The organism is Hydrogenispora ethanolica, assembly GCF_004340685.1.
Classification (GTDB): Bacteria; Bacillota; UBA4882; order UBA8346; family UBA8346; genus Hydrogenispora; species Hydrogenispora ethanolica.
Map to the genome: position 1 here is coordinate 1 of NZ_SLUN01000016.1, position 26874 is coordinate 26874.

The following is a 26874-nucleotide window of genomic DNA, read 5'->3' on the forward strand; positions in this document are numbered from 1 at the left end:
ACAGCGCTACTTTGCTGAGTTTTGCTATCGTTTTAACCGTAGGTTTTGTGAAGAACGGATCTTTGATAAATTGCTCAGAGCTTGCGTTTCTCATGACCCGATTACCTATGCGGATCTAACTTTATAATCATCGGCTAACTTCTTAGCCGTGTCTCTTATCAGGGCGTATTTTTCCGGCTGCCCGGGTTTCGGTGGGTGATAAGTAAAAGCGTTTTCGATTTGCTGGTTAATCGTCATCACCTCCTTTCATGCAATCTCCCCTCCAAAGTCCTCTGCCGCGCTTGACCGAGGATTATAAGCAGCTCTTTTGTCGCTTTCCGGGGCGAGTGTCGGCTTGCCGGGTTTCCACGCCACATACCCGGAATTCTCCAATAATCGAACGTACTCACTCCTACCTAGCATTTTTTCTATTGCTGGAACAGTCAAAGGCTTGCGTTCGTACAGCATGACCTCTTGGACGCCGCTGTTGATAAGATATCTAAATGCGTCATCTTGATTTGTGTATTCACGGGACGTCCGACCCTCGACTATTTTCCAGCCCGGTATCTCCCGGCCAGCCAAGCACTCGGATAAGGCGTACTCTTCAAGACTGGACACCCAATTGGCGAGGTCCTTTGCCCGGTTAAGGATCGCGCCCACTTCCTCGTTGGATAGCGTCGGGGGGAGGGCTTTGCCGAAGTCTTCGAGCGCGGTGTAAGTGTTTGTCCTAGCTCGGCAAATCGCTTTGGCTCGACAAAATCTGCAATGCTCTCCGGGGCAAAATTCTCCTTCGCCTTTATAAGCCATTTGTGCAATTGGTTTAATGCTTTCGCCCCAGGCCAGCAATTCTTCAACGCTCATTTCAAATTCAGAGATGGAATCAAGCCGGGGCTGAATAATCGCTAATTTGACTTTTTTAATGTCATAAAATAGCGAAAATTCTAATAAAACTCCAAGCGCATACAGCATCATTTGTGGATTGCGTTCAGCCGATACCGGCACGCCCTTTCCATACTTAAGATCGCTGATGCAAAGTGTGTCGCCGCCTACTGCGACAAAATCGCCAGTTCCAAATCCATCGGGCACATACGCGCTAAAATCGATTTTTTTCTCAATCGCAACGTATGGTGGCGAGGAAAAGCTATGTACGACCTTTTGAATGTAATCGACATAGGTGTCAGTATGTCGTAGCATTTCTTCTTGGAAAAGGGGGTCCGTTTTTATTTTACCCAGGCGATTGTTGAATGTCTTAAGCCCCATCGGCTCAGTGAGATATTTTTTTAACTTCAGCTCACCGATTTGATGTGCCAAACTGCCTTCTTCGGCGTACTTACTAGTTTCCTCGGGTTCTAATTCTTCTAACCGGGCAGACGGCGGGCAATTTAGCCATTTATGGCTACCGCTGGCAGATAATACCGCGTGCGCTGGTTTCGACTTTTTAGCCATGCGTTTTCACCCGTTTCCTTTTAATTTGCTTTAGCTGGTTCTCTAATTCCGTTAACTCAATCAGCAGTTGGTTCCCGATATAGGCGTTTAAAGGAATTGAGAAGGTTTTATACAAGCCAACAAACTCACCATTGCGGTCGAAGCAGTTAGATCGTAAGGCTTCTTTTAGTTGGGCGACATAGATCATTAAATCTTAGCTCCTAATTCACGCAATTTCACGGCGAACGCACCAAAGTGTTCTTTCGGGAGCTCGGTTAGCATCCCAACGCCAAATGAGTTCATCAGCGCCAAGATCTGGTCCCGTTTCCCGGCCCCGGCAAGTAACGACGCAGCTTTTGCCAAGTCTTCAATTGTATATCCAGGCGTGGTGGTTGGTAAGGTTTCTACCGGCGCTGTAAACGGCTGATTCGTCCACGGTGCAGAACCGGTATTAACCGCGGGACCGGGATTCGTTACAGCCCCAGGAACGGGATTCATAAAAACAGGAGTAGGATTAACGGGTTCCTGGGCAGCCGTTACTGCTGTTTCGGTTGATGCCTTTAACGCTTGAACCAATTTTTCCAAGGCCGCGATATCCTGGGAGGTATTGACTTTAATTGTGATTTCCATTTTCTCGAATCTCCTTTTCAACGATTTCTTTTACTTTGAGTGAGCATCCATAACGTAAAACTTGTGGAAGCGTACAATCGTTCCTAAATGGGCAAGTATCGCATGATTTTGGCACGTTATTAACCTTCTTTTTCGTCGATGGTATCTTTTGCTTGCTTCAGGCGGTGGAATACCCCTGACCGGCTTCGACCGATCTTTTTGCATATCTCAGGTACCTTCATCCCTCCCAGCTTACATGACATAATTTTCTTTTGCGTTTTATCCAATTTCGCCATCCCGGCTTTTATCGTGATACCGGAAAGCACTTGATTTTCGATATCAGTGTTACTCGGCAGCATCTCGATAAAAGTGACCGGATCGGCTATCGAATCATCCGCGGGGCTTTCCACATCGAGCGATTCGCATTGGTCTCGGTATTTCCGTTTCAAGTATTTTGACACACGGGTCCGAATGCAAGGAACGGCAAAAGTTGAGAACGCGACTCCGTTTTCCAGTTTAAATCTTGCCGCTGCGTTGCATAACCCTATACAGCCTTCTTGGAATGCGTCTTCGTCGGAAACCAGGCCGGGGTAATACCGATGCATTACGTGCCAAACTAACCGGATGTTGTCTTCTACGCGTTTACGTTGTTCACTGGTTAATGACCAATTTTTGTACATACCCTCCTGTCACCCTTTCAATTGCCCCAATGGCCGCATTTAGGTCATGCACTACGTTTTTCACTTTACCGATGCGGCATTTAAGATGAATGGCATGGCTCATTTCTTTTCTCCTTCCTTGTTTATTTGAGACTCTTCGCAAAGAGGGTAAGCATCGCAGCTAACCGTTGACATCCGTCAAAAGACGGGCAGCCTTCGCAGTTTTCGTGGGTTTCGCGGTATTTGGAGCATTCTTCGGTGCCGAACAGTACCTTGTAACCGTCCTCTTCTACCGATTCAGTAAAATGTTTCAAAACGCTTTGACTATCCATTTTTTTCACTCTCCTTTTCTTTTTTCAGCCAAGCAATCACCGCGTCCCGGTGGACCCGCCATCGAGTGCCGATTTTTTGGGCCGGTATTTGTTTCGACTCCAGCAAATGTTTCGTTTTAGCCCGCCCGAGTTTTAAATACTTTTGAGTGTCGGACAGCGTTAGCACCTCTTTCATTTGTGGCACTAAGATTCACCTCGCTTTCTTCCTTCAATTTGGTTTTAACTCTTTTGAGTAGCCGCGAGATTTGGGCTTGAGATACGCCGAGTTTTGCGGCGGTTTCGCATTGCGTTAAGCCCGCCATACGGCAAATCGCGGTTTTTCTCACGTTAAACGGGAGATTGTGTAACACCTTTTCCAGATTGCAATTCGCGAGGGCTTCATTTTCAGTATCCAAAACAGCAGGTAACTGATAATACCCGGATTCCAGGTCATCGGTACTCTCTGTCTCAAATCGCCAAACATGCCGATGGGACTCCCGGAAATAATGCCGAATTTCGCTTATAATACAAACAGCGGCATAAGTTGAAAACGCTACGCCTCGTTCCGGATCAAACTTTGCCGCGGCCCGGCATAACCCGAGGCAACCAATTTGGAAAACGTCCTCGTTTGTGCAATGTTTGGGAAAATATTTTTTGAGAACGTACCAGACTAAGGGCATATTATCTTCGACCGTTTTTTGCTGCCCAGCCGTTAACAAGATTTATCACCTCCTAAAGTTAAAATTTTTGCGATTTTCCTTTACAAAAACTAGCATATGTGCTATTATAAGGGTGCAAAAAAACTCTCGACGATTATCATCCTCCTCAATTTTACTTCCCGGTGCTGCCGGGGGGCGGTTTTCCTTTTGACATTTTAAAGTATACGCTCGTATATGCTAATTGTCAATATCGTTTTAGCAAAAAAGCTAATATTTTTAGAAAGGGTGTGTTTAGCTTGGAATTAACCGATAGGATTCAACGGTTATGCGAGAAAAAAGATACTACTTTTGCGGAGACGGAGCGTAAACTAGGTTTCGGTAATGGCGCTATCCGGCGTTGGGATGATTACGTTCCGACAGTGAGCAAGGTCCAAAAAGTCGCCGACTATTTTGGTGTGTCAGTTGATTATCTGCTAAAAGGCTATGACGCCGCGCTTTTCGGGGGCCTTGTAAACATCGTCCGTAATGGCAAGCCGTTTGAGGCGTTTGCGGAAGAAACTGAAATCGATGTCAATGAGTTATTTGATATTTGCAAAGGCTTAAATTTAAAACAGCCCTCTTTGGCGACGGTAAAGAAAATTGCTGCCTACAATCCGTATGATTTTATCATCAGCCCTAAGATGCTTTTCCAGGCCGCCGGATATTTGGACGAGGCTGAGTATGCCGCAGACGTAATCATGAGTATGGATCGCGATTTGGTGACAACGAAGGAGGAACGAGAATTGGTATTCCGGTATCGTAGTCTGCCACAGATGTCCAAACAGACTGTTTTAAACTTGATAAACAGTCTTGAGGTAATAAATAAAACGCAGGCAGAGCAATCCGCGGAAAAGGAGGTTGGTTAAATTGGCTGGTGATGGTGCTTTATACCGGAGAAAGGCGAACAGTAAATTTTATTTTATCTACAACACGGGAAAAAAGAACGAAAGAGGTAAGCATATTCAAAAATGGATTGACCTTGGCACCACGGATGTAGAGGAAGCAAAAAACCGAATCAAATTAATCAGAGCAGAAAAGGAGGTCGATTAAATTGGCTGGTGACGGTACTTTTTATCAACGGCCAAGTACCGGTAAATGTTATTTCATTTATAATACCGGTGAAAAGGATGCAAAGGGTCGATATGTCCAAAAATGGGTTGATCTTGACACCACGGATGTAGAGGAAGCAAAAAACCGAATCAAATTAATCAGAGCGGAATTAGTACAAAAAGGTCATTATAATCCGCCTTCGAAAGATACTTTCGGCGGGTGGCTTGATTTCTGGTTAAACGAAATAAAGCGTCCCAATTCGAAAAAAGGTGAGCCTCTTAAGCCCACAACCTATGACGATTATGAATATATTATTCGCTTTCACATTAAACCGAAACTCGGTCAGTACCAATTACGGCGGATTACCCCTGAATTGCTCCAATCGTTTTATAATCAAAAACGAAAAGAGAAAAAATTAGGTTTTAAAAAGGATGAAAAAGGTAATCGACTACCGAGTGAAAAGCCCCTATCAGCTCGAACAATTCAAAAAATTCAAATGGTGGTGCGAGCATCGCTAAATAAAGCGGTCGCCATGAAAAAAATACCCGAGAGCCCCGATTTATACGTCGATAGAGTCTCTTATCACCGACCAAACGTGAAGTTTTTAGTGACGGAACAAGTTGCCGATTTTCTGGAAAAAATTCGAGACGATCAATGGTATCCGGTTTACGTGACCGCTTTTGGGACCGGGGCGCGCCTCGGAGAAATTGCAGCTCTCAGGTGGAACGATATTGACTTTAGACGCTCCCAAATAAAAATCGATGAATCCGTTACCACTGTCAAAACTCATGCCGAAGACGGCCCAAAGCAAAGACTGAATTGGGGTACAACGAAAACTACCGCAAGCGAAAGAATAGTTCCAGCCCCCGACGATGTTATTGATGTTTTAAAACAGTGGAGAACCCAGCAAAAGGAATGGTACTTGGCGCGAGGTAAAAACAAGATTGACTCAGAGGATTTTATCTTTTTATGGGAGGATGGTCATTTAGCTCGGCCTGAATATCTATCAAAGCACTTTCATAAATTAACGGAAAAACATGGCTATACGGGAATTACTTTTCACAAACAGCGGCATAGTTTTGCGACGATGCTTTTAGAAAACGGCGAAGAAATAAAAACGATTCAAGAATTATTAGGACATGATTCATCTGAAATTACAACAGATACATACACTCACGTAGCCGAGGAGCTTAAACAACGGGCTCGGAGCCGATTAACTGGTTTTACCAAAAGAAAAATAAACCAAGCTCAGTAGCGACGCGGCTTTGCCGGTTTTCTTTGACAGATTCTTTGATGGAGGTGTTTTTTGAGCCTTGGTAATCGATAAAAAGGTTGGCGGCCCCGAGATGAGTCGAACATCCGACACACGGTTTAGGAAACCGCTGCTCTATCCTCTGAGCTACGGGGCCATCGATTTTTTAAGCAATAATATTATATCAGAGAACCCTGGCCTTTACAACTTCAAAACCTTGGTAACCCGATTATTCCCCAAACCAGCCTTTCAACTGCTTCAACGCGACAAGGAATCATCCCCGGTCCATCATCATATGTTCTTCTAGGAACATCTTGGAACCCTCCCGCCATAAGATGATCGTAATCATCCATGTCTGGAGATAATCAGTCATGCCCAAGACCAACGCCTTGCCACGCTGGGTTTATTACGGAACCACCACCGAGTTCCAGCGCGGCTTCCAACGGATGAATCTTAAAAAAGTCCGCCAGTCCCGGGAATTCGGTTGCGGCTTTTATGCCGATGGGCAACGGGAGACCGCCTGCCAAAGAGCACGGCATAGCGCGGCCGACAGTCTCCAGCCGCCTCTGCTGGTTACCTTCCGGGTCGACACGCAACGGCTCCAACAATTGAAGGGCCTGTTTTTTCCCTTTCCGGACGCTTCCTGGCAGAATTTTATACTCAAAAACTTACTGCCAGCGAACGCGGGCCGGCCCGAGTATGAATTCGTCTACGGCCCGGCGGCTCATGCCAGCGTGCTTCAGTGCATCACCGAGATTAAAAACGGCCGGCAGAGTTACGCCGATTTACAGCGCGCCTGTCAAGAAGCGGAGCATGCTCCGGTCGGTTATCAATTATGCTGTCTCACCGACCAGGCTCTCGGAGCGTTAATCCTCAAAGGCTCACTGGTTTTGGCTTAATTTCAGTCCGGCCAACCATTCCAGTCCTTCCCGCTCGGACAATTCTTCATCGATCCGGACCGCTACGACGTCAAGATATTGCATGAACCGCTTGAAGCATTCAGCCAGATCCTTCTTCACCTGCTCCAGGTCGGTCACTTCAGGTTCCCACCACCAATTCTTCATCACCAGCAGTCGCTCGGACTTATCCCGCACCGGTTCGCAACGGGCCACAAAGCGTTCGCCGTGCAGCACGGGCAAGACATAATAGCCGTATAGGCGTTCTGCAACGGGTTTATAGACCTCCCACCGGTAATCGAATTCAAATAGCTCCTTCAGCAAGCGGCGCTCCCAGAGCAGGTTATCCAGAGGGGCCAAAATCGCCCCTTGCCCCGGCGAGTCGAGACGAAAGGTTCCTTCCAGCCGCTGCCAATCCTCGGTCCGGATAAAACATGGGGTTGCGATTCCAGCCACCGCTACTTCCAATAGTTGTTTTTTGCGGAGCAACCGGCTGATGGCGGCGTTCCGCTCCGCCGCCTGGGTACCCGGAATGCCGAGCCAGGCATCGCCCGACTTATTCCAGACCAGGCCAATGCCGCCGATCCGCCGCAACAGATGCCAGTCCCGGTACTGTTCGCTCGTACGGTTGGGGTCCGCGGCGGCCAATAATTCCCCCGGCAGATGGCGGGAAGCAAAATCATATACCTTCCGGGTATGAACCTTATGGTGAATGATTAATTCACCCCAAAAATACATGCTTTCCAAAGCGGCCCGGGACAAACGGGTCGGCGCCCAAGGCCAATCCACGCTCTCATTGTAATCCAGATCCAAAGAGGATAACGGACCCCGCTCCGTAATCGCCCGGCGGACCAAGGGCAATACCTCAACCAGCTCCGGGCAACGCTTCAGACATTTTTCCCGGTCCGCCTCCCGCTGTCTTCGAAAGAACGGCCAGTCCGTCACGGAATAAATCGACATCATCTTATCCCAACCGTCCAAGAGTTTCCGCTCCTGGTAGAGCAGCTCCCCCAACATCTCCGGTCGGAAATCGGCTAACCGGGCCTGGAGCACCAGCTCCGGATTGCGTCCTACCATATCCAAAGGGTCAAATTGGATACATCCCACCCGCCGAATGTACTCCAGAATCCCATTCTTGCCAGCCAACCGGGCCGGCGGCCAAAGCCCCTGGTGGGCCAGGATAAACCGGCGCGCTTCTTCCTTCGTCCACTGCAGCTTGTTCATTGCCCTGGTTACCTTTCTTGCCCAAGCGCTTGAATATTAACTCCCCGCAAAGGAAAGAATCAGCGCTGTCTCCAAAGCATGGGTTTATTTTAACACGAACAAATGTTTGGTTCAAGCTTTTCTGTACCTTTTCAGGAACTATCTTACAGAAAAGTGCCTACTTGAGATTCTTCCCCCAAAAAGTTATCTTATCTCTAAGGAAAATGAAAGGAGCAAAGACATGAATCCTACTTTGGAGAGCATTCTCAATCGCAAAAGCATCCGGAAATATACCAGCCAAGCAATAACCCCCGAAACCATTCGGGAACTCTTGACGGCGGCGATGAGCGCCCCCTCGGCCTGCAATCAGCAACCGTGGCATTTTGTCGTGATTACCGAGCGGAATATCTTAAATGAGCTGTCGACGATCCACTCCGGCCTGCAGATGCTGGCCGAAGCGCCCCTGGCCATATTGATTTGCGTCGAACCCAAGCTGGCCCAATTGGACTTTTTCTGGCAACACGACTGCGCCGCCGCTACCGAAAACATTCTCCTCGCGGCGACAGCCTCCGGTCTGGGAGGAGTATGGCTGGGCATTAATCCCAACGGCGACGAAGCCTCGCAACGGATCGCGAGCATCGTAAATCTTCCTCAGTCAATCGTACCTTTCGCCATGGTTTCCCTGGGATATCCCGCTGAAGTCAAGGCCGCGGGCGATCGGTACCGTCCCGAACGGGTTCATTCTCCCGGCCGCTGGTGAAAATGGTATCCAATTGAAGCATTTCGTGTCATAATAGAAGCAAAGAATTTGAGGCATTTGAGGTGAACCGATATGAGTCCGCAAGCGAAGATCACCTATCTGTTCCACAGCGGATACGCGGTGGAAACCGCCCATTTTTTATTCATCTTCGACTATTACCAGCCCGCGGCCGACCTGCCCGCGACGCTGGAAAACGGCTTTATCACCGGCGAATGGCTGCGCGACCGTTCCAATGTCTATGTCTTTGCCTCGCACCGGCACAGCGATCATTTTGACCCGGCCATTCTGGAATGGAGCGCCGCCAATCCCGAAATCAACTATATTTTCAGCCGTGATATCCGAAAAAAGCCCGCTTCACCCAAATTCCATTCTTTGTCCGCCGCTCAGGAATTTTCAGCCCCCGGAATTACCGTGCGGGCCTTTGGCTCGACAGATGTGGGCGTTTCCTTTTGGCTTCAGGCCGACGGCCTCAATCTCTTCCACGCCGGAGATCTCAACTGGTGGCATTGGAAAGAAGAGACCCCTCAGGAGCAGGCCACTGCCGAAAAAGCTTTCAAAGCCGAGATTGCCAAACTGGAAGGCAGGGATATCGACATCGCCTTTTTCCCGGTCGACCGCAGATTGGAAGAGTATTACGCCGACGGCGCCATATATTTTGCAACGAAGCTCCAGCCGCGTTTGCTGCTTCCGATGCATTTCGGCCACGACTACCCAGCCACTCAAGATTTTGCCGTAAAGGCCAAAACTCTCGATATACCCACCGTTGCTATCACCCGCCGCGGTCAGGTTATTATGTTCTAAGATCCCGAACCAAGAAGCCTCAAGAATATTAGGCCCTTCCGTCTCCTTCAATCCTTGACGCCTGAAATGGATGATTCCACTTGGGCGTCTTTTTTTTCGGGCTAAAGTCTCTTTCATCTGCCCATGGATAATCAAGCGCCTCTACCAGTTTTAATTTAATGGAAAAATTTGTATCCGGAAAAGCAGGGTTTTAAAGATATTTGTTTAATATTGGTATTAATTCAAGAAAAATGGAATTAATTCCCGACTTTACTGGAGGTGAAACTTTTGAAAAAAATCCTGCTTTTTCTGCTCGGTTTATTGCTCCTGCTTTCCGGCTGCGGCGGCAAAAGCCGCTCCAATCCGTCTCAGACCGGCGCACTCCGACTGACCATCAATAATGCCATGTTTCAAAACCGGACCATTCAACCGCCACTGGATATGGTGATCAAAACTTTCCATATCTCCGGCGTTGGTCCCGGTGACGCCAAAATCCCCGACACCGAAATCACTGAGAACACCACGACGATCGGCTCCCTGGTTCCGGGGAATTGGACCATCACCGTCGACGCCAAGAACGCCGCCGGGACGCTCATCGCCTCCGGCTACGCCACAACCGCGGTGGTTTCCGGGACAACCTCCCCGTTGACCATCGATGTCAGGCTGTTAAATGGCAAAGGCGTGCTCCGCCTCGATCTCTCGTGGCCGGACGGAATCATCTCCCAACCCGCCGTGACCGGGACCCTGACCTCCGTTACAGGAACCCAAATTCCCCTTACCTTTTCCCTGTCGGGAACCACCGCAAGTTACGAGAACACTCAGCTCGAAGCAGGTTATTACCAGCTTTGGGTGCAGTTGAAAAGCCGGGATCATCAAGCGTGGGGCGCCATGGAGGCGGTCCGGATCATCGCCGGCCAGACCTCCACAGGAACTTATCCGTTGACGGGACCGCAGATCGATCCCAATGAAGGCGGCCTCATCATCATCGTCAACCCGGATCTGCAGAGTCCGATCACCATTACCTTCAGCGGCCAGCTCGCTGAGATCCGCCAGGGCACGACCATGAATATCCAGGCCACCACTTCCGAAGCGGTCGACGGTTACCAATGGTTCCTGGATGGTAATCAAATCGCCAATCAGAATACCCCTTCCATTTCAGTCGGCGGCGATCTGAGACTCGGGGGTCACCGGCTCGATTTGCTGGTAACCAAAGGCCATATTTTCAGCTCGGAGACCATTCATTTCAAAGTCATAGCAGCCGACGCCACTCCATCGCCTACCCCAACCCCGACGCCGCAGCCCGGTTTCTCCGCAGTGGCAACCGGGGACGAGTACAGCCTGGTGCTGAAAAACGGCCAGGTATATGCTTGGGGACGCAATAACTACGGCCAATTGGGAATCGGCTCTTACACGGATAAAGCCGCTCCGACTCAGATCCCCGATCTTTCGGGAATAACCCAAATCGCTACCGGGAAATATCATAGTCTGGCGTTGAAAAATGATGGGACGCTGTATGCCTGGGGCTATAACAACACCGGCCAAGTCGGCAACGGAACGACCTCTTCCGCTAACCACCCCAATGCTCCCCAGATCGTGCTCACCAACGTCAAGGCAATCGCCGCCGGGGCCGATTTCAGCATGGCCTTAAAACAAGACGGCACCGTTTGGACATGGGGCGACAACAGCGCCGGTCAACTGGGGGTCGGCACCACTCAAAGCTCCACTACTCCCGGGATGGTTCCGGGAATAAGCAATATCGTCGCGATAGCGGCAGGTATGAATTTTGCCCTGGCTTTAAACAGCAACGGTACGATTAATGCTTGGGGAGCAAACTCCAACGGACAGTTGGGCAATAATTCAAACTCTTCATCCCTTTCTCCGGTTGCCGTCGCAAACTTGACCCATGTCATCGCCATCGGAGCCGGGGAGATGCATAGTTTGGCCGCGACAAGCGATGGAAAGGTCTGGGGATGGGGCAACGGTTCCTCCGGCCAACTTGGCAACGGAACGTCGTCTCGGAAAATCCCCACTGAAATTGCAGGAATATCCAATGTGATTCAAATATCGGGAGGACTCTATCACTCTATCGCCCTGTCCAGCGACGGGACCGTCTGGACTTGGGGTTCAAACAGCACGGGGCAATTGGGCCGGAACGACATCTCCGGAAGGAGCGACACTCCGGTTCAGGTGTCCTCCCTCTCCGGCGTGACCGCCATCGCCACCAAGACCAGCCATAGTCTGATTTGCAACGCCTCCGGCGTCTTCTGGTCATGGGGCAAAAATAATTACGGTCAATTGGGGAACGGCGGGACCACTACCAGTTTCGTTCCGGTGCCGGTCCCCGGTTTGTAAGAGTCGAGTTTTATCGGGTCGTCCATTCGTCACAACCGAGGGAAAGAGCCAGTTCCCGAACAGGAACTGGCTCTTTCCCTTTGACGGCGGGGATATTTCGGGGCCGGAACCTTGCCTCAGACCTCCAACTTCCCCGCTTCCCGGTCGGCATAGACCCGTTGCAGCACCTGCAGGGCAGTGAGCGCCCGGGGGAAACCGGTATACACCGCGCAATGAATGGTGACCTCGATCAGCTCCGCCAGCGTGTACCCGATGTTTAAAGCGGAATGAAAATGAAATGGCAGCTGGTTCTCCGCGCCCTGGGTGATCAGGGAGGATAAGGTGATCAGCTCGCGCTGTTTCAGATCCAGATGCGGCCGGTCATAAACCTCTCCGAAGCCAAATTCGGCGATCAGTCGGGCAAAATCCGGCGCAAAGGCGCTCACCCCCTCCATCGCCTTGCGGCCTTGATCACCCGCCATTTCCGTCATAATCGCTATGCCCCGTTGGTATCGGTTATCCATTCCTTCAGTTCCTCCTTTTTCTACGTGTCTTCGATACGGAGTTCAACCGCTCCGCGAGCAACTCCTCGATCGCCGGAGCGGTGGCCGGCTGGTAGAAATAATGGCCCTGCACGATGGGGCAGTTCATCTCATGCAGCAGCTGAACCTGCTCCTCGGTTTCCACGCCTTCGGCAATCACTTTCAGACCCAGACTACGGGCCATCGCCAGGATCGCGTTGACAATGCCCATTGCACCGGGGTCGGTCCGCAGGTCCTGGATGAAGGAGCGATCGATCTTCAGGCAATGCAATGTAAACCGTTTCAGATAACTCAAGGAGCTGTATCCGGTGCCGAAATCGTCAATGGCTATCTTGACGCCCAAATTGGCCAAACCGCCCAAGATATTGCTGGCGCGAGCCATATCCATCGTCACCGATTCAGTAATCTCCAGTTCCAAAAAGCGCGAATCCAGGCCGGTTTCCTGCAAAGCCTTCCGCACCATGTTCACCAGCCCGCACTTGACAAATTGCCGCGATGAAAGATTGACGGCCACCCGGGCTTCCTGGAGCAGCCCTAGATCGAGCCAGCGCCGGAATTGCTGACAGGCCTCCCGTAGCACCCACTCGCCGATGGAAACGATCAACCCGGTCTCTTCGGCTAGCGGAATAAACTCATTCGGCGCCAATTGGCCCAATACCGGGTGGTTCCAGCGGATTAACGCCTCCAGTCCGACAATGGCGCCGCTCTCCAATTCGATCTGCGGCTGATAATGAAGGAGCAATTCGTTTTTGACGATGGCTTTGCGCAGATACTTCTCCAGAGCCAACTGTTCTTCGTAGCGGCGATTCATTCCGGGATTAAAAGTTAAAAAACTATTCCGGCCCTGTTCTTTCACTTGAAACATGGCAGTATCGGCATGAATCAAGAGATCCTTGACGGTCCGGCCATTGAAAGGATAATAAGCAATGCCGATGCTGGCCGTGAGATCGAACTCATACTGCTCGACCTGAAACGGGGCTTTCAGCGATTCGCCGAGCGCGGCGGCAACCGCGCAGGCTGCTTTGGGATGCGCCAGCTTGGTCAAAACCACGATGAACTCATCGCCGCCCATCCGGAAAACCTTATCCTGGTCGCCGATGCATTGCTCCAGCCGCGCGGCAACCTTCATCAACAGCCGATCGCCGATGAAATGTCCCAAAGTGTCATTGATCCGCTTGAAACGATCCAGGTCGAGCAGTAACAGTGCGATCTGGGAATGGCCCGCCTGCGCATTCTGGATCTCCCGTTCCAGGAAATCATGGAAATAACGCCGGTTGGGCAGTCCGGTCAAGTCGTCATGGTTGGCCAGATACTGGATCCGTTCCTCGGTCCGGTAGCGTTCGCTAATATCCCGAAACTGGCCGTAAGCACCGATCAATCCATGATCCGCATCGTCGATCGGCATGCCGTCGAAGAGCAGCGCCAGCTTCTTTTGGTGCTGCGGCAGCTCGATGACAACTTCGACATCTTCCCGGGCGACATGGTTTTCGAGGATTTCCGCGATGTATTTTCCGAAAGGGTCCAGCACCTCCAAGGGCTTGCCCAATAGTTCGCTTTTTTTCAGGCCGGTAAGGACTTCCGCGTAATGGTTGAACTCCGTGACATTGCCGGAGCAATCGGCGATGACGATCCCGGTTTTGGCGGAATCGGCCAAAATCTTGTTTAAGATGTTCAACTGGCGATTGTGATCCTGCAGCGTCAGTTCGCGCTCGATCGCGTCGACCACGGTATGGAGCAGAGAAGCGAACAACCCGTTGGCATGCTCGGTGAAGGTCAACAACGAGAGCGTGCCGCACACCGCCCCGGCGGCATGACAGCGAAACGGGGCGGAATAGCAGGCCACATTCTGCAAAGTGCGATTGTAGTGTTCGGCCCCGATGACCGTACAGGGTTGCCGGTGCCGCAAAGCGAGACTGACCGAATTGGTGCCGTTCCATTCCTCGCCGATGCGGGAACCCGCCGCGATCCCGAGCTGCCGGATGTGCTCCTTCATGGTCACGTCGCCGTCCAGCTTGAGGATCATTCCCCGCTCGTCGGTGGTTAGGACCAGAACCGGCATTCCCGGCCCGAGTCTTAAAAATTTGGCGGCAAAGGCATCGATAACCGACAACACCTGCCGGTATTCAGCAAATTTGCGTTTAAATGCGGCCGGATCGCCGGTTTCCAAGCGCAGCGCCGCCTGGGGATCCAACCCCAATTTCAGGCATTGTTCTTTGGATTCGGCGATATATTCAGCACTGAGCATCCGATCATTCCTTTGAAGTGGCGACAGGCTCATCTTTGAAGAAGTTATAATCTCCCTAAAACGGTCTCTCCTTAAATATCGTCATCTTCCTGGAAAACTTTAGCGTTTTTTCTAATAAAACTAAACCATAAATCATAAAATTCTCCCAGACCCGTCCGGCAATTATTTACCAAAAATACAAAAAAGACCCTCCTGATGGGTCTTTTTTGATTACGAAGACAGGTTTTTTTAGTCGAACGTTTTACCCCCGCTCAAGCAGTGAACGAACCTCTTCCAATCCGGGCATGGCGCTTTGGGCCCCTTGGGAAGTGGTAGCCAGCGCCCCTACGGCATTGGCGAAACGGACATGATCGCGCAGGTCGCCTCCATGCGCCAGGGAAACGGCAAAGCCGGCGTTGAAGGAATCACCGGCGCCGGTAGTATCCACCGCCTGGACCGCAAAGCCCGGCATATGCCACCTGCCCGACCGGTCGATGATGTAAGCGCCGTCTTTCCCGGCTTTCAACAGGACTGTGCCGACGCCTTTGGCGAGCAACCGCTGAGCTGCGGCATTCAAATCATCCTCGGAATCGATCTCCTGTTGCGCCAGGATCGCCATTTCGGTCTCATTGGGGGTCAGAAAGTCCACGCACGGATATACCGCATCCGGCAGGATTTGGGCGGGGGCCGGGTCCAGGATAATGGTCTTGCCGCACTCTTTCAATTTGGCCATGGTGTAACACACCGTATCCAAGGGTATCTCCAGCTGAAAAAGAAAGATATCGTACTCCAGCAGCCAAGCGAATCGTTCGTCAATCACCCGGCGGTCCATCGCGGCATTGGCCCCCGGGATGATCACAATATGATTCTCGCCCGACCCGTCCACCTCGATCACGGCAATTCCGGAAGAGACGCCAGGCACGACCGCGACACCCCGGTGGTCGACGCCGTTCGCCGCCAGGTTAGCCAATGTTTGTTGCCCATAGAGGTCAGCGCCGATTTTGCCGAACATAGCCACCGCCGCCTGCAGCCGTCCGGCGGCGACCGCCTGATTGGCTCCCTTGCCCCCGGGAAAAGTATGGAACTCTTTACCAGTCAACGTCTCGCCGGGCTTAGGAAAACGTTCGACCAACGCTACCAGATCGGTGTTGATACTACCGATCACACATATTTTCTTCATTGCCAAAACACTCCTAATTAAACGCGATTCCCAACTTAGAGGGATTGACCTGATTGAATCCGGGCCCTCCGGGCACTCGCTACGGTCCAACTGGCAAGCTTGCTGATTTTGATGTTTTTAAACTCCCGCATATAGGTGACCAGATCGTCGCCGATCGGATCGGTCCAGCGACGGGCGATGCCGCTTGACCCGTTAATGATCCCGATGACCGTCGCAATCTGGGCGGCATTGCAGTCGACATCTTGACCGGTCATGGCGCTCAGATGCATGGTTTCGTCAAAATCGCCGTTGCCAAACCATAATGCAACGACTTCCGCAGCAGCATTGGGATAAGCGTGGATCCAATTATATTTCCGATACTTCAGCTCACATTGCCGCCAGGGCTCTTCCCAGCTCTCTGCCGTCATACAGCGATGCAAGGTATCGGAGACCACCGCGTAATACTCACTGTCCTCCGGAATCAGCCCGACCGCAAGCTTAAGAATGGCTCGCACATCCTTTTCGATAAAAGCCATGGAGACCATGATCGCGTTAAACACTTCGCCGAGGACCCCATTGTTGCTATGGGAGATCACCCCGTCCAGCCAGGCCAGGTGGGCCGCCTGGCCTGGATTGCCCGGAGCGACCATGCCGCAGATGGCCCCGCGCATCTGAGCGCCGATCCATTCACGGAAAGGATTATTGAAACTGCCACTCTCTGGCGGATAAATCCCTGATTTCAAGTTTCGGAGCGCCACATCCTCGGCGGACCAGCCAAACGGGATCAAAGCCACCCATTCTTCCGCAATATCTTCCGAAGTAACCTGATAACCTTTGGCGGCGAAAGCTTTTAAGAATGCCAGCTCATATGTGATGTCGTCATTGAAGGTATTCGGTTTTCTGACGTAATCCCGGATCTCGCCAAAGGCCCGCCGCAAATTGTCGGTGGTATATCCTTCGAGCGCCGTTCCGAAAGCGCCGCCGCAGATCTGGGCGGTCCAACCGGACAGGATCTGCGCTTCAAACTCCGGCGTGCCCAGATCGAAGCTTGGGTAAACCGGAAAACTGACCCGCTTCAAATAATCTTCCCAGCTTGCAAACTGCTGGTACTTCCAATATTCCGATTGAGAATCCTTGGGCAGATGGTTCAGCTCGTAAAAGAGACGGGCGGTGACCCGGTTCAGCTCCGCCAGATCATTCCGGTCTAAAGCCTGTAAGCCCTGTTCAACCAGAACTTCGGTTTTGCTGATATCAAAGCCCATGTTCTCCATCGACTGGACCGCCCCGACGATCACCCGTTCCGGAGCGCCCGATCCCGGCACCCGGCTGGACCAAAGCGTTTTTAACTTATTATCCTCATCAGCCTCAAGCTTTTCAGCCTGATCCCAAGTCTGTTCCTCTTCCGCTAATACTACGGGCTGCGCGTTCTCAATGATCTCCCGTTCTAGCAACCACGCTTTCAAAAAAATCGCCTCCTAAAAGAGTTGTGATTAACCCGGCCAACGGCCGGGACAGAACAGCGATTGCCTAAAGTGAGTGAGCAAAGTCAAATTTGGTAGACGAATGTCGTGCAATAGACTTTATCACTTCGCATCTAATATCTCACTTCAGCCCGACCTTTGCCGTCTCGCAATAACCGTGCTTGAATTTTTTGGACCGCTTCGAGTATAGGTCCGGTATCGAGTAACACTTTGCCGTGCTTTTTTACAAACTCGCCGCCAACCAAAGCGTGGACAATCTGTCGGGATTCGGCGCTATAGATGATGGCGGCCAACGGGTTATATAACGGCGCGGTCAGACTGGCTCGCAAATCCCAGATCAACAGATCGGCTCGGTATCCGGGCTCAAGCCTGCCGCTATGAAACGGCAACGCCTGATGTCCCCGCATTAAGATCTGCCAAATCTGCTCCAGCGGGTACTTTTCCGCATCACCCGCGATAAACTTTCCGACCAGTCCAAAAAGGCGGGCCTGTTCCAGCGGGTTCAAACTGTTGGAACTGGCCGCGCCATCAGTGCCAATCGCCAAAGGCAGCCTTTGCGAATGGCGCCAGATCGCCCCGCTGCCCATCGCCAGTTTGAGATAGGTTTTAGGACAGACCGCCAGATAGGTTTGGTCATTCAGATAAGCCAGATCCTCATCCTGCAACCATAATCCGTGTCCGATCAGGACCGGCAACTCAAAACCGCCGGCATCATGGAGATAGGCGAAGGGAGTCTTCCGATAGAGCAGGCGGCATTCCTCGACTTGTTGGGCGGTCTCCGAAACGTGAATATGCAGGCCCACTTGTAGCTCTTTGGCCCGATCGACGATCTGGCGTAAGGTCTCCGGCGGACAGGTGTAAGGGGCGTGAGGCCCCATCCGCAAACTTAACCGGGGGTGGCTGTACTGGCGCCGCTCGATCAGTGCCGTAGACTCTTCCAGTTGCTGCCTAAAGTCGGGAGCCATTCCAAAGAGGGTCGGAGCGATCTCGGCACGGATCCCGCCATCCAGGACCGCCCGGCAGATCTGGTCCGCCCCGAAATAGTGGTCCGCAAAAGCAGTGACGCCATACTCCGTCATCTCGGCAATCGCCAGCAATGCTCCCCAATAGACGTCGTCGCCGGTCAGCCGGCTCTCATAGGGGAAGATCTCCCGGTTGAACCAGTCATGAATCTGAACATCCTCCGCCAATCCCTTAAAGAGATTCATCGGCGAATGAACGTGCAGATTAACAAAGCCCGGCGTCACCCACAGGCCGCGGCAATCGATAATCTCCGGCGCGTGATCGGCGTCGCCTAATTCCGGGGCTAACTTGGCGATCCGACCATCTTTCAGACAAAGGCTGGCTTTCGCGGTGATCAGCCCATCCTCATCAATGATCGAAGCATCTTGTAAGATTCGGTCATATTCCATACTGAACCATCATCTCTTTGATCATTTCTAAAAATGCCGGCCGGTTCACTTCCAAACCGACCCGGGCGTTGGGTTCGCGATTCCAAACATGATAGCGGTCGACTACAGTCTTTCCCGTAGTGAACTCCCCGCTGGTCTCAATTTCGACCCGATAGGCTTGAGTCTTCACCAATTGGGGATTGATCACCTGGGCCACGGCCAACAGGTCGTGCATTACCGCGCCTTCCGCGCCGAAGAACCGGCAGACCTCCAGGGTCGAACGGAAGAGATCCCCGACGAACTTGCCAACCCGGCTAGGGATGGCTACGATCTCGGCGATTTCCGATTCGTAGACGACCGCCTGCCTGGTGGCGTCCAGACCGATCATGGTGATCGGCAGCCCGGACTCGAAAACGATCTTGGCGGCCTCAGGATCACAATGGATATTGAACTCCGCGGCCGGAGTGGTGTTGCCGAGGAAACACGAGCCGCCCATCAAGGTGATCCCTGCCAGCTTCTCGCGGACCCCCGGATGGGCCGAAAGCAGGATCGCCAGATTGGTCAAGGGACCCAAAGCGATCAGCTGAATCTTTTCCTGACTTTGCCTGACGCTCTCCCAAATGAGATCTACCGCGTTCAGCGGGTCTGCGGCCAAGCGGCGGGCCGGCGGCAAGTCGGCTTTGCCAAGCCCGCTGGCTCCATGAACCCATTCGGCGGTCTTTAATTCCCGTTGCAAAGGTTTGGCGGCGCCGGCCGCCACTTTCGTCCCGGCCCCGAGAAAGTCGACGATTCGCAGGGCATTGGCGGTGGTTTTGGCGATCGTTTGATTGCCCGCGACCGTGGTGATTGCTCTCACCTCAAGTTTGTCTGAGGCTAACGCCAATAAAATCGCAAGCGCGTCATCCACCCCGGGATCACAATCGATGATTACCGGTATTTTCATCATTTTCGGCTCCTGACTTTGCGAGAATTGCGAATCTACAGGTTGGTATGGAAATATGGCTGATTTTTTAATCGTAATACTGAACGGACTGGATCAAAAGCTCAATAAAGCGCTCCCGGTCGATACCCAAAGCAACCTCGGCGTTTTTCGGCTTTTTCCAGACGTCGTAATAATCCACCACCGTGGTTCCCAACGTATGCTCCCCTTTGGTCTCAATATCAACGTGGCATGCTTTGGTGGTAATGAGCGACGGGTCGATCACGTAACCGACCGCGCAGGGGTCATGGAGCGGACAGCCAGAAAATCCCATCTTGCGGTGGAAGATGAAGAAATAGTCCAATAACTCGGCGACCATGGTCGGTACCTTCTTGCCGATCCGGCGAATCCGTTCGATCTCATCCCGGTAGATCAAGGCGCGGTGCGTCACATCCAGCCCGCACATGGTGATCGGGATTCCCGAATCAAAGACAAGCCGAGCCGCTTCCGGATCGACCAGGATGTTAAACTCGGCGGCTGGAGTCCAGTTTCCAGTGAAGCAGGCCCCGCCCATCAGGGAGATCCGCTCAATCTTCTCCTTGAGTTCCGGGTGGGCTAGCAAGGTTAAGGCGATATTGGTCAATGCGCCGGTGGGAATCAGCGTTACTTTTTGGTCGCTGTTCCGCAGCACCCGGGCGATCAGATCCACGGCGCTGTCCGGAGAAGGGTGTAAGGTCGGCGGAGGAAAAACCGGTCCGTCCAGACCGCTGTCCCCGTGAACTTCGGGCGCGATCTGCAACTGGCGCATCAACGGCTTGGCCGCCCCCTTGGCCACTTCCACCGTGATCCCGGCAAAGCTCAGCACCTTTAGAGCATTATGCAACGTCTTCTCGACCGTTTGATTGCCGGCCAACACCGTTACCGCCTTGACATCCAACTTGTCGCTGGCGAAAGCCAGTAACAATGCAATCGCGTCATCATGACCGGGATCGCAATCAAGAATCACCGGTTTCCGCATCTATTTTTCCCTCCCTGTTTTATGCTGTTTCGCGGTCCGTTGCATCGAATATAACGTTAATCCCAATATCGTCGCAATATACGGCAACGCCTGGACGAACTCGGCCGGAATTCTGAGCGCCTGCAGCGAGTTGGATAGAGCGTCGGCGAAGCCGAAAAAGAGCGAAGCAAGCAGCGTCCCGAGCGGCGTCGCCCGGCCCATCGCTTCGGCGGCCAAAGCAATAAAGCCGCGACCGGAAGTCATGTCCCGCGAAAACCAAGAGACATACCCCATCGACATGTAAGCCCCGCCGAGCCCAGCCAGCAAGCCGCTAAGCATTAAGGCAAGGTACTGGATGCGCCGGACATTGATTCCCACCGAGTCGACCGCTTTCGGGTTCTCGCCGACCGCCCGGATGCGCAGCCCCAGCGGCGTCCGGTAGAGGAAGTAATAGACCACGATAACCGCCAGCAATGCAACATAGGTCAGTACATTATGGCCGGAGAAGATGGGTCCGATCACCGGGATCTGCTGGATCAAGGGCAAGGCAATTTTGGGCATGACCTGGCTTTTCAGCGAGACCGACACCCCTTTGTCATGGGTGATCAAATAAAGGATGAAGACTGTCCCGCCGCTGGCCAACAGGTTTAAGGCGATGCCGGTCAATACAATGTCCGAGCGCAGGTTCAAGGAGAAATAAGCCAGGAGCAACGAAATTAAGATCCCCGCCAGGGCCGCCGCAGCCAATCCCAACAAGGCGCTGCCGGTGACGGCACTGACGACCACGCCCATTAACGCCGCAGTCAACATGGTCCCTTCCAGGCTGATATTGATCGCGCCGGCCCGGTCGGAGATGAGCGCCGCCAAAGCGGCAAACAGAATCGGGGTGGTGACTCTCAAAACGGCATAGCCGAAACTGACGGTAAGGATCGTGTCGAAAAGGTAAGCCATTTTAGTTTCCCCTCCCCACTGGCACTGCCATATTCGCTTTGGATTGCTTTAAAATCACCCGGTGTCGCCAGCCAGCCAGGAAGCTGTAGGCCGCAATCAACATGATCATGATGGCCTGAATCACCGAGACCACTTCACTGGGGACATCACTCATCCGCGACATGATGTCCGCGCCAATCCGCAGATAAGCCAGGAATAAGGCGGCCACCGGCACCAACAAAGGGTTTTGACGCGCCAGGATCGCCACGATGATTCCGTCGAAACCATACCCCGGCAGCGACTGCCACTGAAAACGGTCGTACATGCCGAGGATCTCGGTGGCGCCACCCATTCCGGCGATTGCGCCGCCGATGACCTGTGCATAGGCGATGACGGCCATGGTATTGATCCCTGTATAAGCGGCGAACTTTTGGTTCAGCCCGGTCATCCGGAGCGCATAGCCCCAATGAGTCCGGTAGAGGAAATAATAGACCAACACCACCATCAGAATGGCCAACCCCAGCCCCAGGTGAACCCGGGTATCCGGGATGATTACCGGGAATTTAGCGACCGGACTCAACATGAATGAGGCCATATTGCCGGCATTAGGGTCACGGATCAAGTTGTTCAGCATAAACAAACCCAAATAAAGCAGGACGTAGTTTAACATCAGCGAGGAAACCAGCTCGTTGGCGTTCCATTTGGTCTTCAACACTCCGGGGATATACCCGGCAAGGCCGCCGATTAGACCACCGAAAAGGATGGCTACCAGCGGATGAATGCCGAGGGGCAGGGCCAGTTTGACCGCGACCAACGCGGCGGCCAGACCGCCGATGAAGAAGCCACCTTCGGAGATCATGTTAAACTGTTTGGCTTGGAACATTACGCAGACCGAGAGACCGGTAAAGATGAACGGAATCATCATCTCAATCACGTTGCCAAAACGCCGCAAGGAAGACAGCGGCCCAAGCAGAAAATAACCCAGAGCATCCAGCGGTTCTTTACTGATGAGGACGATGATCAACAAAAACAGAGCCAGAGCGATAAAGACAGCCACCAACGTTCTGACCACTTCAAAAAAGACTTCGCGTTGCGCGTTATTCATGAACGACCCTCCCCAACTCGGCGCCGGACTGTTTCTTTACCCCCAGCATATAGAGGCCGAGTTCCTCCTCGGTGACTGTGGCGCTCGCCTCGAAGTAGGCGACGATCTCCCCGCCATACATGACCACCAGACTGTCACTGAGTTCCATCACTTCATTGAGATCGGCCGATACCAGAAGAATCGCTGCGCCATTTTCGCGAAGCTCGACCAGTTTTTTATAGATGAACTCGGTGGCCCCGACATCGATACCGCGCGCCGGTTGATCGGCCACCAGAAGCTCTGGCGCAGCCGAAACTTCCCTGGCCACGACCACCTTTTGCATGTTCCCGCCAGAGAGCATCTTGACGCTCTGCTGCGGCGAACTGCAGGCTACCCGATAATCCCGGATGAGCTGGCGGCATAATTCTTCAATCCGTTTCATATCGAGCAGCCAACCCCGGTTGAGATCGCGGTCTTTGATCCTGTTGGCCACCAGGTTTTCGGCAATACTGCCCTCGCCGGCCACTCCATAGGTCATCCGGTCTTCCGGAATATGGGCGGTGCCGATCGCCCGGATCTGGGCGATGTTGCGCTTGCCAATCTCCTGACCGGCAATGCTGATCCGGCCCTGTTGATAGCTTCGTAAACCAGTGATCAGCTCCACCAGTTCCCGCTGGCCGTTCCCCTCTACCCCGGCGATGCCTAAAATCTCGCCGCTGCGGACTGCAAAACTGATATTTTTTAAAGCCGCTTTACCCTGTTCATCGGTGTAACTTAGCTGATTGACCTGTAGCACCGGCTTGCCGGGCTGGCACGGCGATTTTTCAACCTTTAGCATGACATCCCGTCCCACCATCAAACGGGAGATATCTTCCTCCGTGACATCCTTGACTTCATGGACCCCGACGTTCCGGCCGCCCCGCATGATGGTGATCCGATCGCAGATCTCCTTAATTTCCTTGAGTTTATGCGAGATAAAGATGATGGTGTGGCCGTTCTCTTTCAAGGCAATTAACTCTTTGAAAAGCTCCTTGGTCTCCTGGGGCGTCAGCACGGCGGTCGGCTCATCCAGGATCAGGAGCTTGGCCCCACGGAGCAAGGCCTTTAGGATCTCGATCTTTTGTTTCATCCCCACCGTCAGGTCGGCTACGATCGCCCGCGGTTCGACCGGCAGATTATATTTCTTGGCCACCGCCTCGGTCATCTCGATCGCTTTCTCGAAATCGAGCAGGCCATTCTTGCGGGGTTCGATCCCCAGCACCATATTTTCGGCCACGGTCAGCGAGGGGACCAGCATGAAATGTTGATGCACCATGCCGATGCCATACTGGATCGCCGCAGCGATCGAGTTCAGCTTCAGCCGTTCGCCTCGTAAGAAGATCGCGCCCTCCTCCGGGGTCTCCAAACCAAACAACACCTTCATCAGGGTGCTCTTCCCGGCGCCATTCTCCCCGACCAGGCCATGAATTTCGCCGGCCCGGACGGCAAAATCCACCGCTTGGTTGGCCATGATGCCATTGGGATATACCTTGGTGATATGGTCCATCCTTAAAATCTCTTCTACCACTTCAGCACCTCATTTATTGAGCTAAAATTCAGCTGTTAAGCTAAAGTTCAGCATCTGTGATGAACTGATGGCTTGTAATGGAGCTCACCCTGGCTGTCGCCCCGTTCAAGAAGTCAGCCGGGGTGAGCTTGTCAAACAAGTAAAGCTTTACGCTACCATTGAAATCTTTCACAAATCATTCGCGTTACTGGAATTCCCTGCGGAAACCGAAATAAGAAGGATTAGAGTTTCACCGAATTGCGGATCTCATTCAATTTGGCAGTGCTCATTCCTAAAGCCGATTCCACTTTGATCTTGCCGCTAACGATCTGTTTTTCCAAGTTCTCCAGGTCTTTTTGGAATTTATCCGGGATATTCTTCTTATAGAACTCGTTTTTGGCGATGCCGATGGCGCCTTCCTTAACCCCCAAGGCTTCGGCGCGGCCCCACTTCAGTTGGTTGGCTTTCACCAGCTTGAGCGCACGGACCAGTGAATTGTCAACCCGTTTTAAGACCGAGGTCAAGATCAGGTTGGCCTTGGCCGGATCCGAATCTTTAAATAACATCGATTGGTCGGAGTCGACCCCGATCACGTATTTATTCTCGCCCTTGGCAGCGTCCAAAGCGCCTAAACCCGCTTGCGAAGCCACCGAGAAGATGACGTCGGCTTTCTGGTTGTATAGTGCCAAGGCCATCTCTTTTCCCTTGGCGCTGTTAAAGAAGTCGCCAATGTAGGAAGTGGCCACTTTGATCGCAGGTTCTTCGTATTTGGCTCCCTGAATGTAACCGACCAGGAAGTCATTGATGACCGGGATATCCATGCCGCCGACAAAACCGATGACCTTCTCCTTATTGGCCTGGGCCATGGTGGACTTGGTCGCCTTGGCGGCTAGGACCCCGGCGAGGAAGGATCCTTCATTCTGCTTGTATTCAATCGAATAGATATTGGCAAATTTGCCTTTGCTGTAATCGACCGAGGAATCGAAGAGGATATATTTCTTCTTCGGGTGCTGCGGAGCGATCTTCGCCAGGATCTCCGACATCTGCCAGGTACCGACGATGATGATGTCCCAATTTTCATCGGAGATGTCAGCCAGGGTCGGTTCCCATTTGGTCTGATCCGATCCCATCTCCACCAGCTTGGTTTTGACGCCGAGTTCATTTTTGATCCGTTGCAAGCCGGCATTGGCGGAGTCAAAAAACGACTTGTCGCCGAGGTTGCCGTTGAGCAACAGCGCGACCGAGAGGTTCTTCGACGCGGCATTGACCTGATAGCCTGCGCCACAGACACTCACGGTCAGGAGCAACACTAAAAACAGACCGAAAACTTTTTTCATCACTGCTTCCTCCTAAGTATTGGTTTGGTGAGAATTTCAAATTGCGGGTTAACAGCTTCACTTCAAAACATGTTGCAAGATACATCCAAGTTAAATCACATCTATTTTGTAATGAAGAGAATTATGGCAATTTGAAACGCTCTGTTCTATGGAACGGCCGCGCCTTGGCAAAATCGCCAAACGCTAGCCGCCGACTCCGGATTGAACTCAAGCCTCCTTTCAGAGCAGACCATCACAACCCAACCCCCGCCTTAAGGTTTGCGTCAACCGACGGGGTGGCGGGTTGTTGCCCGGAATAACAGCTCCGGTTTTAAATAGACATTGCGCTCCGGGATCCCCTCACCCTCAATGACCCTGATTAACATCTGAGCCCCTTTGACGCCCATTTCGTAAGTAGGCTGGGCCACAGTGGTAAGCGCCGGTTCGACCAATGACGAGAGTTCAATATTGTCAAAGCCGATCACCTCCACCGTTTCGGGGATTTTGATGCCGCGGCTTTGCAACGCTTTGAGCGCGCCAATCGCCATCATGTCATTGCCCGCGAAGATGGCCGTGAATTCCAACTCCGCCTCAATCAGGCGTTCGACTAGTTCCTTGCCGCTGCTCAGTTGATAATCGCCTTCCATCACCAAGCTGTAGTCGATCTCGACCCCGTTGTCATAGTGGGCCATCTGGAAACCTTGAAACCGGTACCAGGAGGTCATTACCCCCAGCGGTCCGGCGACGAAGACGATCCGGCGATGGCCGTTTTTCAGGAGATAGTCGGTCGCTTGATAGGCGCCGGCCTGGTTGTCCAGGAAGACGCCGGTCTCCGGTTCGCTGCCCTCAAGGTACCGGTCGAGCAGAGTAAAGGGGATGTCCACGCTCTTAAGCAACTGAATCTGGCTTTGAATCGCAGACTTGGAGATGCTTGAAGCCAGCATCACCCCGTCGATGCGTTTTTCAATAAAGGCCTCGATATATCGCTGTTCTTTCTCAGGACTATTATCAGAGTTGCAAAGAAATAGGCTATAACCGTGTTTGGCGGCGGTATCCTCCGCTCCCCGGGCCAGTTGGGGAAAGAAGGGGTTGGTGATATCCGGGATGATTAACCCCAGCGAGTGGGTACGCTTGGTGACCAGGCCGCGCGCTAGCAAGCTGGGCCGGTAATTCAGCTCCTCGATGATCCGGAGGATCTTCTGTTTGGTCTCCTCGCCCACCCCTTCGGACTTGTTGTTGATGACCCGGGAGACGGTGGCCTTGGAAACATTGGCCAACCTGGCAATATCTTTGATGGTGGACCCCATGGTAGAGAACCTCGCTCCGTTTACG

The 26874-nt window shown here is 52.4% G+C and carries 27 protein-coding genes and 1 tRNA gene; 7 read left to right on the forward strand and 21 right to left on the reverse strand.

Going from position 1 to position 26874, the window contains the following annotated elements; translation table 11 throughout:
• Positions 1 to 246 precede the first annotated feature (246 nt).
• The 7 genes from EDC14_RS13515 to EDC14_RS13545 form a co-directional block, all read right to left on the reverse strand.
• On the reverse strand, positions 247 to 1425 hold the full coding sequence (locus EDC14_RS13515) for a DUF2800 domain-containing protein (protein WP_132014836.1): 1179 nt from the start codon (positions 1423 to 1425) through the stop codon (positions 247 to 249).
• Positions 1418 to 1612, reverse strand: a complete 195-nt coding sequence (locus EDC14_RS13520) for a hypothetical protein (protein ID WP_132014837.1) — start codon at positions 1610 to 1612, stop codon at positions 1418 to 1420. The genes EDC14_RS13515 and EDC14_RS13520 overlap by 8 nt, the downstream gene beginning before the upstream one ends.
• Complete coding sequence (locus tag EDC14_RS13525; RefSeq protein ID WP_132014838.1) at positions 1612 to 2034, reverse strand: hypothetical protein; 423 nt, start codon at positions 2032 to 2034, stop codon at positions 1612 to 1614. Before EDC14_RS13525 ends, EDC14_RS13520 begins: the two co-directional genes overlap by 1 nt.
• Positions 2035 to 2153: 119 nt before the next feature.
• Complete coding sequence (locus tag EDC14_RS13530) at positions 2154 to 2693, reverse strand: sigma-70 family RNA polymerase sigma factor (RefSeq protein ID WP_132014839.1); 540 nt, start codon at positions 2691 to 2693, stop codon at positions 2154 to 2156.
• 122 nt (positions 2694 to 2815) lie between these two features.
• Positions 2816 to 3004: a hypothetical protein gene (locus tag EDC14_RS13535; RefSeq protein WP_132014840.1), complete on the reverse strand. Its 189-nt coding sequence runs from the start codon at positions 3002 to 3004 to the stop codon at positions 2816 to 2818.
• Positions 2997 to 3179 (reverse strand): helix-turn-helix domain-containing protein, encoded by a 183-nt coding sequence (locus EDC14_RS27785; RefSeq protein WP_132014841.1) that lies wholly within the window; start codon positions 3177 to 3179, stop codon positions 2997 to 2999. Before EDC14_RS27785 ends, EDC14_RS13535 begins: the two co-directional genes overlap by 8 nt.
• Positions 3121 to 3702 (reverse strand): sigma-70 family RNA polymerase sigma factor, encoded by a 582-nt coding sequence (locus EDC14_RS13545; protein ID WP_132014842.1) that lies wholly within the window; start codon positions 3700 to 3702, stop codon positions 3121 to 3123. The genes EDC14_RS27785 and EDC14_RS13545 overlap by 59 nt, the downstream gene beginning before the upstream one ends.
• A gap of 236 nt (positions 3703 to 3938) precedes the next feature.
• On the opposite strand from EDC14_RS13545, the gene EDC14_RS13550 reads away from it, so the two are divergent.
• The 3 genes from EDC14_RS13550 to EDC14_RS13560 are packed head-to-tail and all read left to right on the forward strand — an operon-like array spanning position 3939 to position 5986.
• The gene (locus EDC14_RS13550; protein WP_132014843.1) at positions 3939 to 4547 is read left to right on the forward strand and encodes a helix-turn-helix domain-containing protein; all 609 of its coding nucleotides are present in this window, start codon (positions 3939 to 3941) and stop codon (positions 4545 to 4547) included.
• A 1-nt stretch (position 4548) separates the two neighbouring features.
• Positions 4549 to 4731 carry a hypothetical protein gene (locus EDC14_RS13555; protein ID WP_132014844.1) on the forward strand — a complete coding sequence of 61 codons (183 nt, stop codon included), beginning with the start codon at positions 4549 to 4551 and terminating at the stop codon, positions 4729 to 4731.
• 1 nt (position 4732) lies between these two features.
• Entirely contained in the window at positions 4733 to 5986 is a 1254-nt protein-coding gene (locus tag EDC14_RS13560; RefSeq protein WP_132014845.1) for a tyrosine-type recombinase/integrase, read from the forward strand.
• A gap of 78 nt (positions 5987 to 6064) precedes the next feature.
• On the opposite strand, the gene EDC14_RS13565 is transcribed toward EDC14_RS13560, so the two are convergent.
• Positions 6065 to 6140 (reverse strand) — tRNA-Arg (locus EDC14_RS13565).
• Between the two features lie 214 nt (positions 6141 to 6354).
• Between EDC14_RS13565 and EDC14_RS13570 the strand changes: the two genes are divergently transcribed.
• Positions 6355 to 6882 (forward strand): DUF3990 domain-containing protein, encoded by a 528-nt coding sequence (locus tag EDC14_RS13570; protein ID WP_132014846.1) that lies wholly within the window; start codon positions 6355 to 6357, stop codon positions 6880 to 6882.
• Here EDC14_RS13570 and EDC14_RS13575 read toward each other — a convergent pair.
• The gene (locus EDC14_RS13575; RefSeq protein WP_132014847.1) at positions 6865 to 8103 is read right to left on the reverse strand and encodes a winged helix-turn-helix domain-containing protein; all 1239 of its coding nucleotides are present in this window, start codon (positions 8101 to 8103) and stop codon (positions 6865 to 6867) included. The genes EDC14_RS13570 and EDC14_RS13575 overlap by 18 nt on opposite strands.
• Positions 8104 to 8323: 220 nt before the next feature.
• Between EDC14_RS13575 and EDC14_RS13580 the strand changes: the two genes are divergently transcribed.
• The 3 genes from EDC14_RS13580 to EDC14_RS13590 all read left to right on the forward strand — a co-directional run bounded on the left by EDC14_RS13580 (position 8324) and on the right by EDC14_RS13590 (position 11974).
• Positions 8324 to 8842: a nitroreductase family protein gene (locus EDC14_RS13580; RefSeq protein WP_132014848.1), complete on the forward strand. Its 519-nt coding sequence runs from the start codon at positions 8324 to 8326 to the stop codon at positions 8840 to 8842.
• Between the two features lie 72 nt (positions 8843 to 8914).
• Positions 8915 to 9643 carry an MBL fold metallo-hydrolase gene (locus tag EDC14_RS13585; protein WP_132014849.1) on the forward strand — a complete coding sequence of 243 codons (729 nt, stop codon included), beginning with the start codon at positions 8915 to 8917 and terminating at the stop codon, positions 9641 to 9643.
• Positions 9644 to 9910: 267 nt separating this feature from the next.
• Positions 9911 to 11974: an RCC1 domain-containing protein gene (locus EDC14_RS13590; protein WP_132014850.1), complete on the forward strand. Its 2064-nt coding sequence runs from the start codon at positions 9911 to 9913 to the stop codon at positions 11972 to 11974.
• Positions 11975 to 12090: 116 nt separating this feature from the next.
• On the opposite strand, the gene EDC14_RS13595 is transcribed toward EDC14_RS13590, so the two are convergent.
• The 12 genes from EDC14_RS13595 to EDC14_RS13650 form a co-directional block, all read right to left on the reverse strand.
• A complete protein-coding gene (locus EDC14_RS13595) occupies positions 12091 to 12477 on the reverse strand; it encodes a carboxymuconolactone decarboxylase family protein (protein ID WP_132014851.1) in 387 nt (128 codons plus the stop codon).
• A 4-nt stretch (positions 12478 to 12481) separates the two neighbouring features.
• Positions 12482 to 14740 (reverse strand): EAL domain-containing protein, encoded by a 2259-nt coding sequence (locus tag EDC14_RS13600; protein ID WP_165908009.1) that lies wholly within the window; start codon positions 14738 to 14740, stop codon positions 12482 to 12484.
• Positions 14741 to 14981: 241 nt separating this feature from the next.
• Positions 14982 to 15899 carry a ribokinase gene (gene rbsK / locus EDC14_RS13605; RefSeq protein ID WP_132014853.1) on the reverse strand — a complete coding sequence of 306 codons (918 nt, stop codon included), beginning with the start codon at positions 15897 to 15899 and terminating at the stop codon, positions 14982 to 14984.
• A gap of 35 nt (positions 15900 to 15934) precedes the next feature.
• On the reverse strand, positions 15935 to 17341 hold the full coding sequence (locus EDC14_RS13610) for an ADP-ribosylglycohydrolase family protein (protein WP_132014854.1): 1407 nt from the start codon (positions 17339 to 17341) through the stop codon (positions 15935 to 15937).
• A gap of 131 nt (positions 17342 to 17472) precedes the next feature.
• Entirely contained in the window at positions 17473 to 18771 is a 1299-nt protein-coding gene (locus EDC14_RS13615) for an amidohydrolase family protein (protein WP_132014855.1), read from the reverse strand.
• Positions 18761 to 19693, reverse strand: coding sequence for a nucleoside hydrolase (locus EDC14_RS13620; protein WP_132014856.1), 933 nt, complete (start codon positions 19691 to 19693; stop codon positions 18761 to 18763). Before EDC14_RS13620 ends, EDC14_RS13615 begins: the two co-directional genes overlap by 11 nt.
• A gap of 67 nt (positions 19694 to 19760) precedes the next feature.
• Positions 19761 to 20687: a pyrimidine-specific ribonucleoside hydrolase RihA gene (gene rihA / locus EDC14_RS13625; protein ID WP_132014857.1), complete on the reverse strand. Its 927-nt coding sequence runs from the start codon at positions 20685 to 20687 to the stop codon at positions 19761 to 19763.
• Positions 20688 to 21617, reverse strand: a complete 930-nt coding sequence (locus EDC14_RS13630) for an ABC transporter permease (RefSeq protein WP_132014858.1) — start codon at positions 21615 to 21617, stop codon at positions 20688 to 20690. It lies immediately after the preceding gene.
• Position 21618: 1 nt separating this feature from the next.
• Positions 21619 to 22701 (reverse strand): ABC transporter permease, encoded by a 1083-nt coding sequence (locus EDC14_RS13635; RefSeq protein WP_132014859.1) that lies wholly within the window; start codon positions 22699 to 22701, stop codon positions 21619 to 21621.
• Positions 22694 to 24247, reverse strand: coding sequence for an ABC transporter ATP-binding protein (locus EDC14_RS13640; RefSeq protein WP_132014860.1), 1554 nt, complete (start codon positions 24245 to 24247; stop codon positions 22694 to 22696). The genes EDC14_RS13635 and EDC14_RS13640 overlap by 8 nt, the downstream gene beginning before the upstream one ends.
• 221 nt (positions 24248 to 24468) lie before the next feature.
• A complete protein-coding gene (locus EDC14_RS13645) occupies positions 24469 to 25563 on the reverse strand; it encodes a BMP family ABC transporter substrate-binding protein (protein WP_132014861.1) in 1095 nt (364 codons plus the stop codon).
• A 263-nt stretch (positions 25564 to 25826) separates the two neighbouring features.
• Positions 25827 to 26849: a LacI family DNA-binding transcriptional regulator gene (locus EDC14_RS13650; RefSeq protein ID WP_132014862.1), complete on the reverse strand. Its 1023-nt coding sequence runs from the start codon at positions 26847 to 26849 to the stop codon at positions 25827 to 25829.
• Positions 26850 to 26874 lie beyond the last annotated feature (25 nt).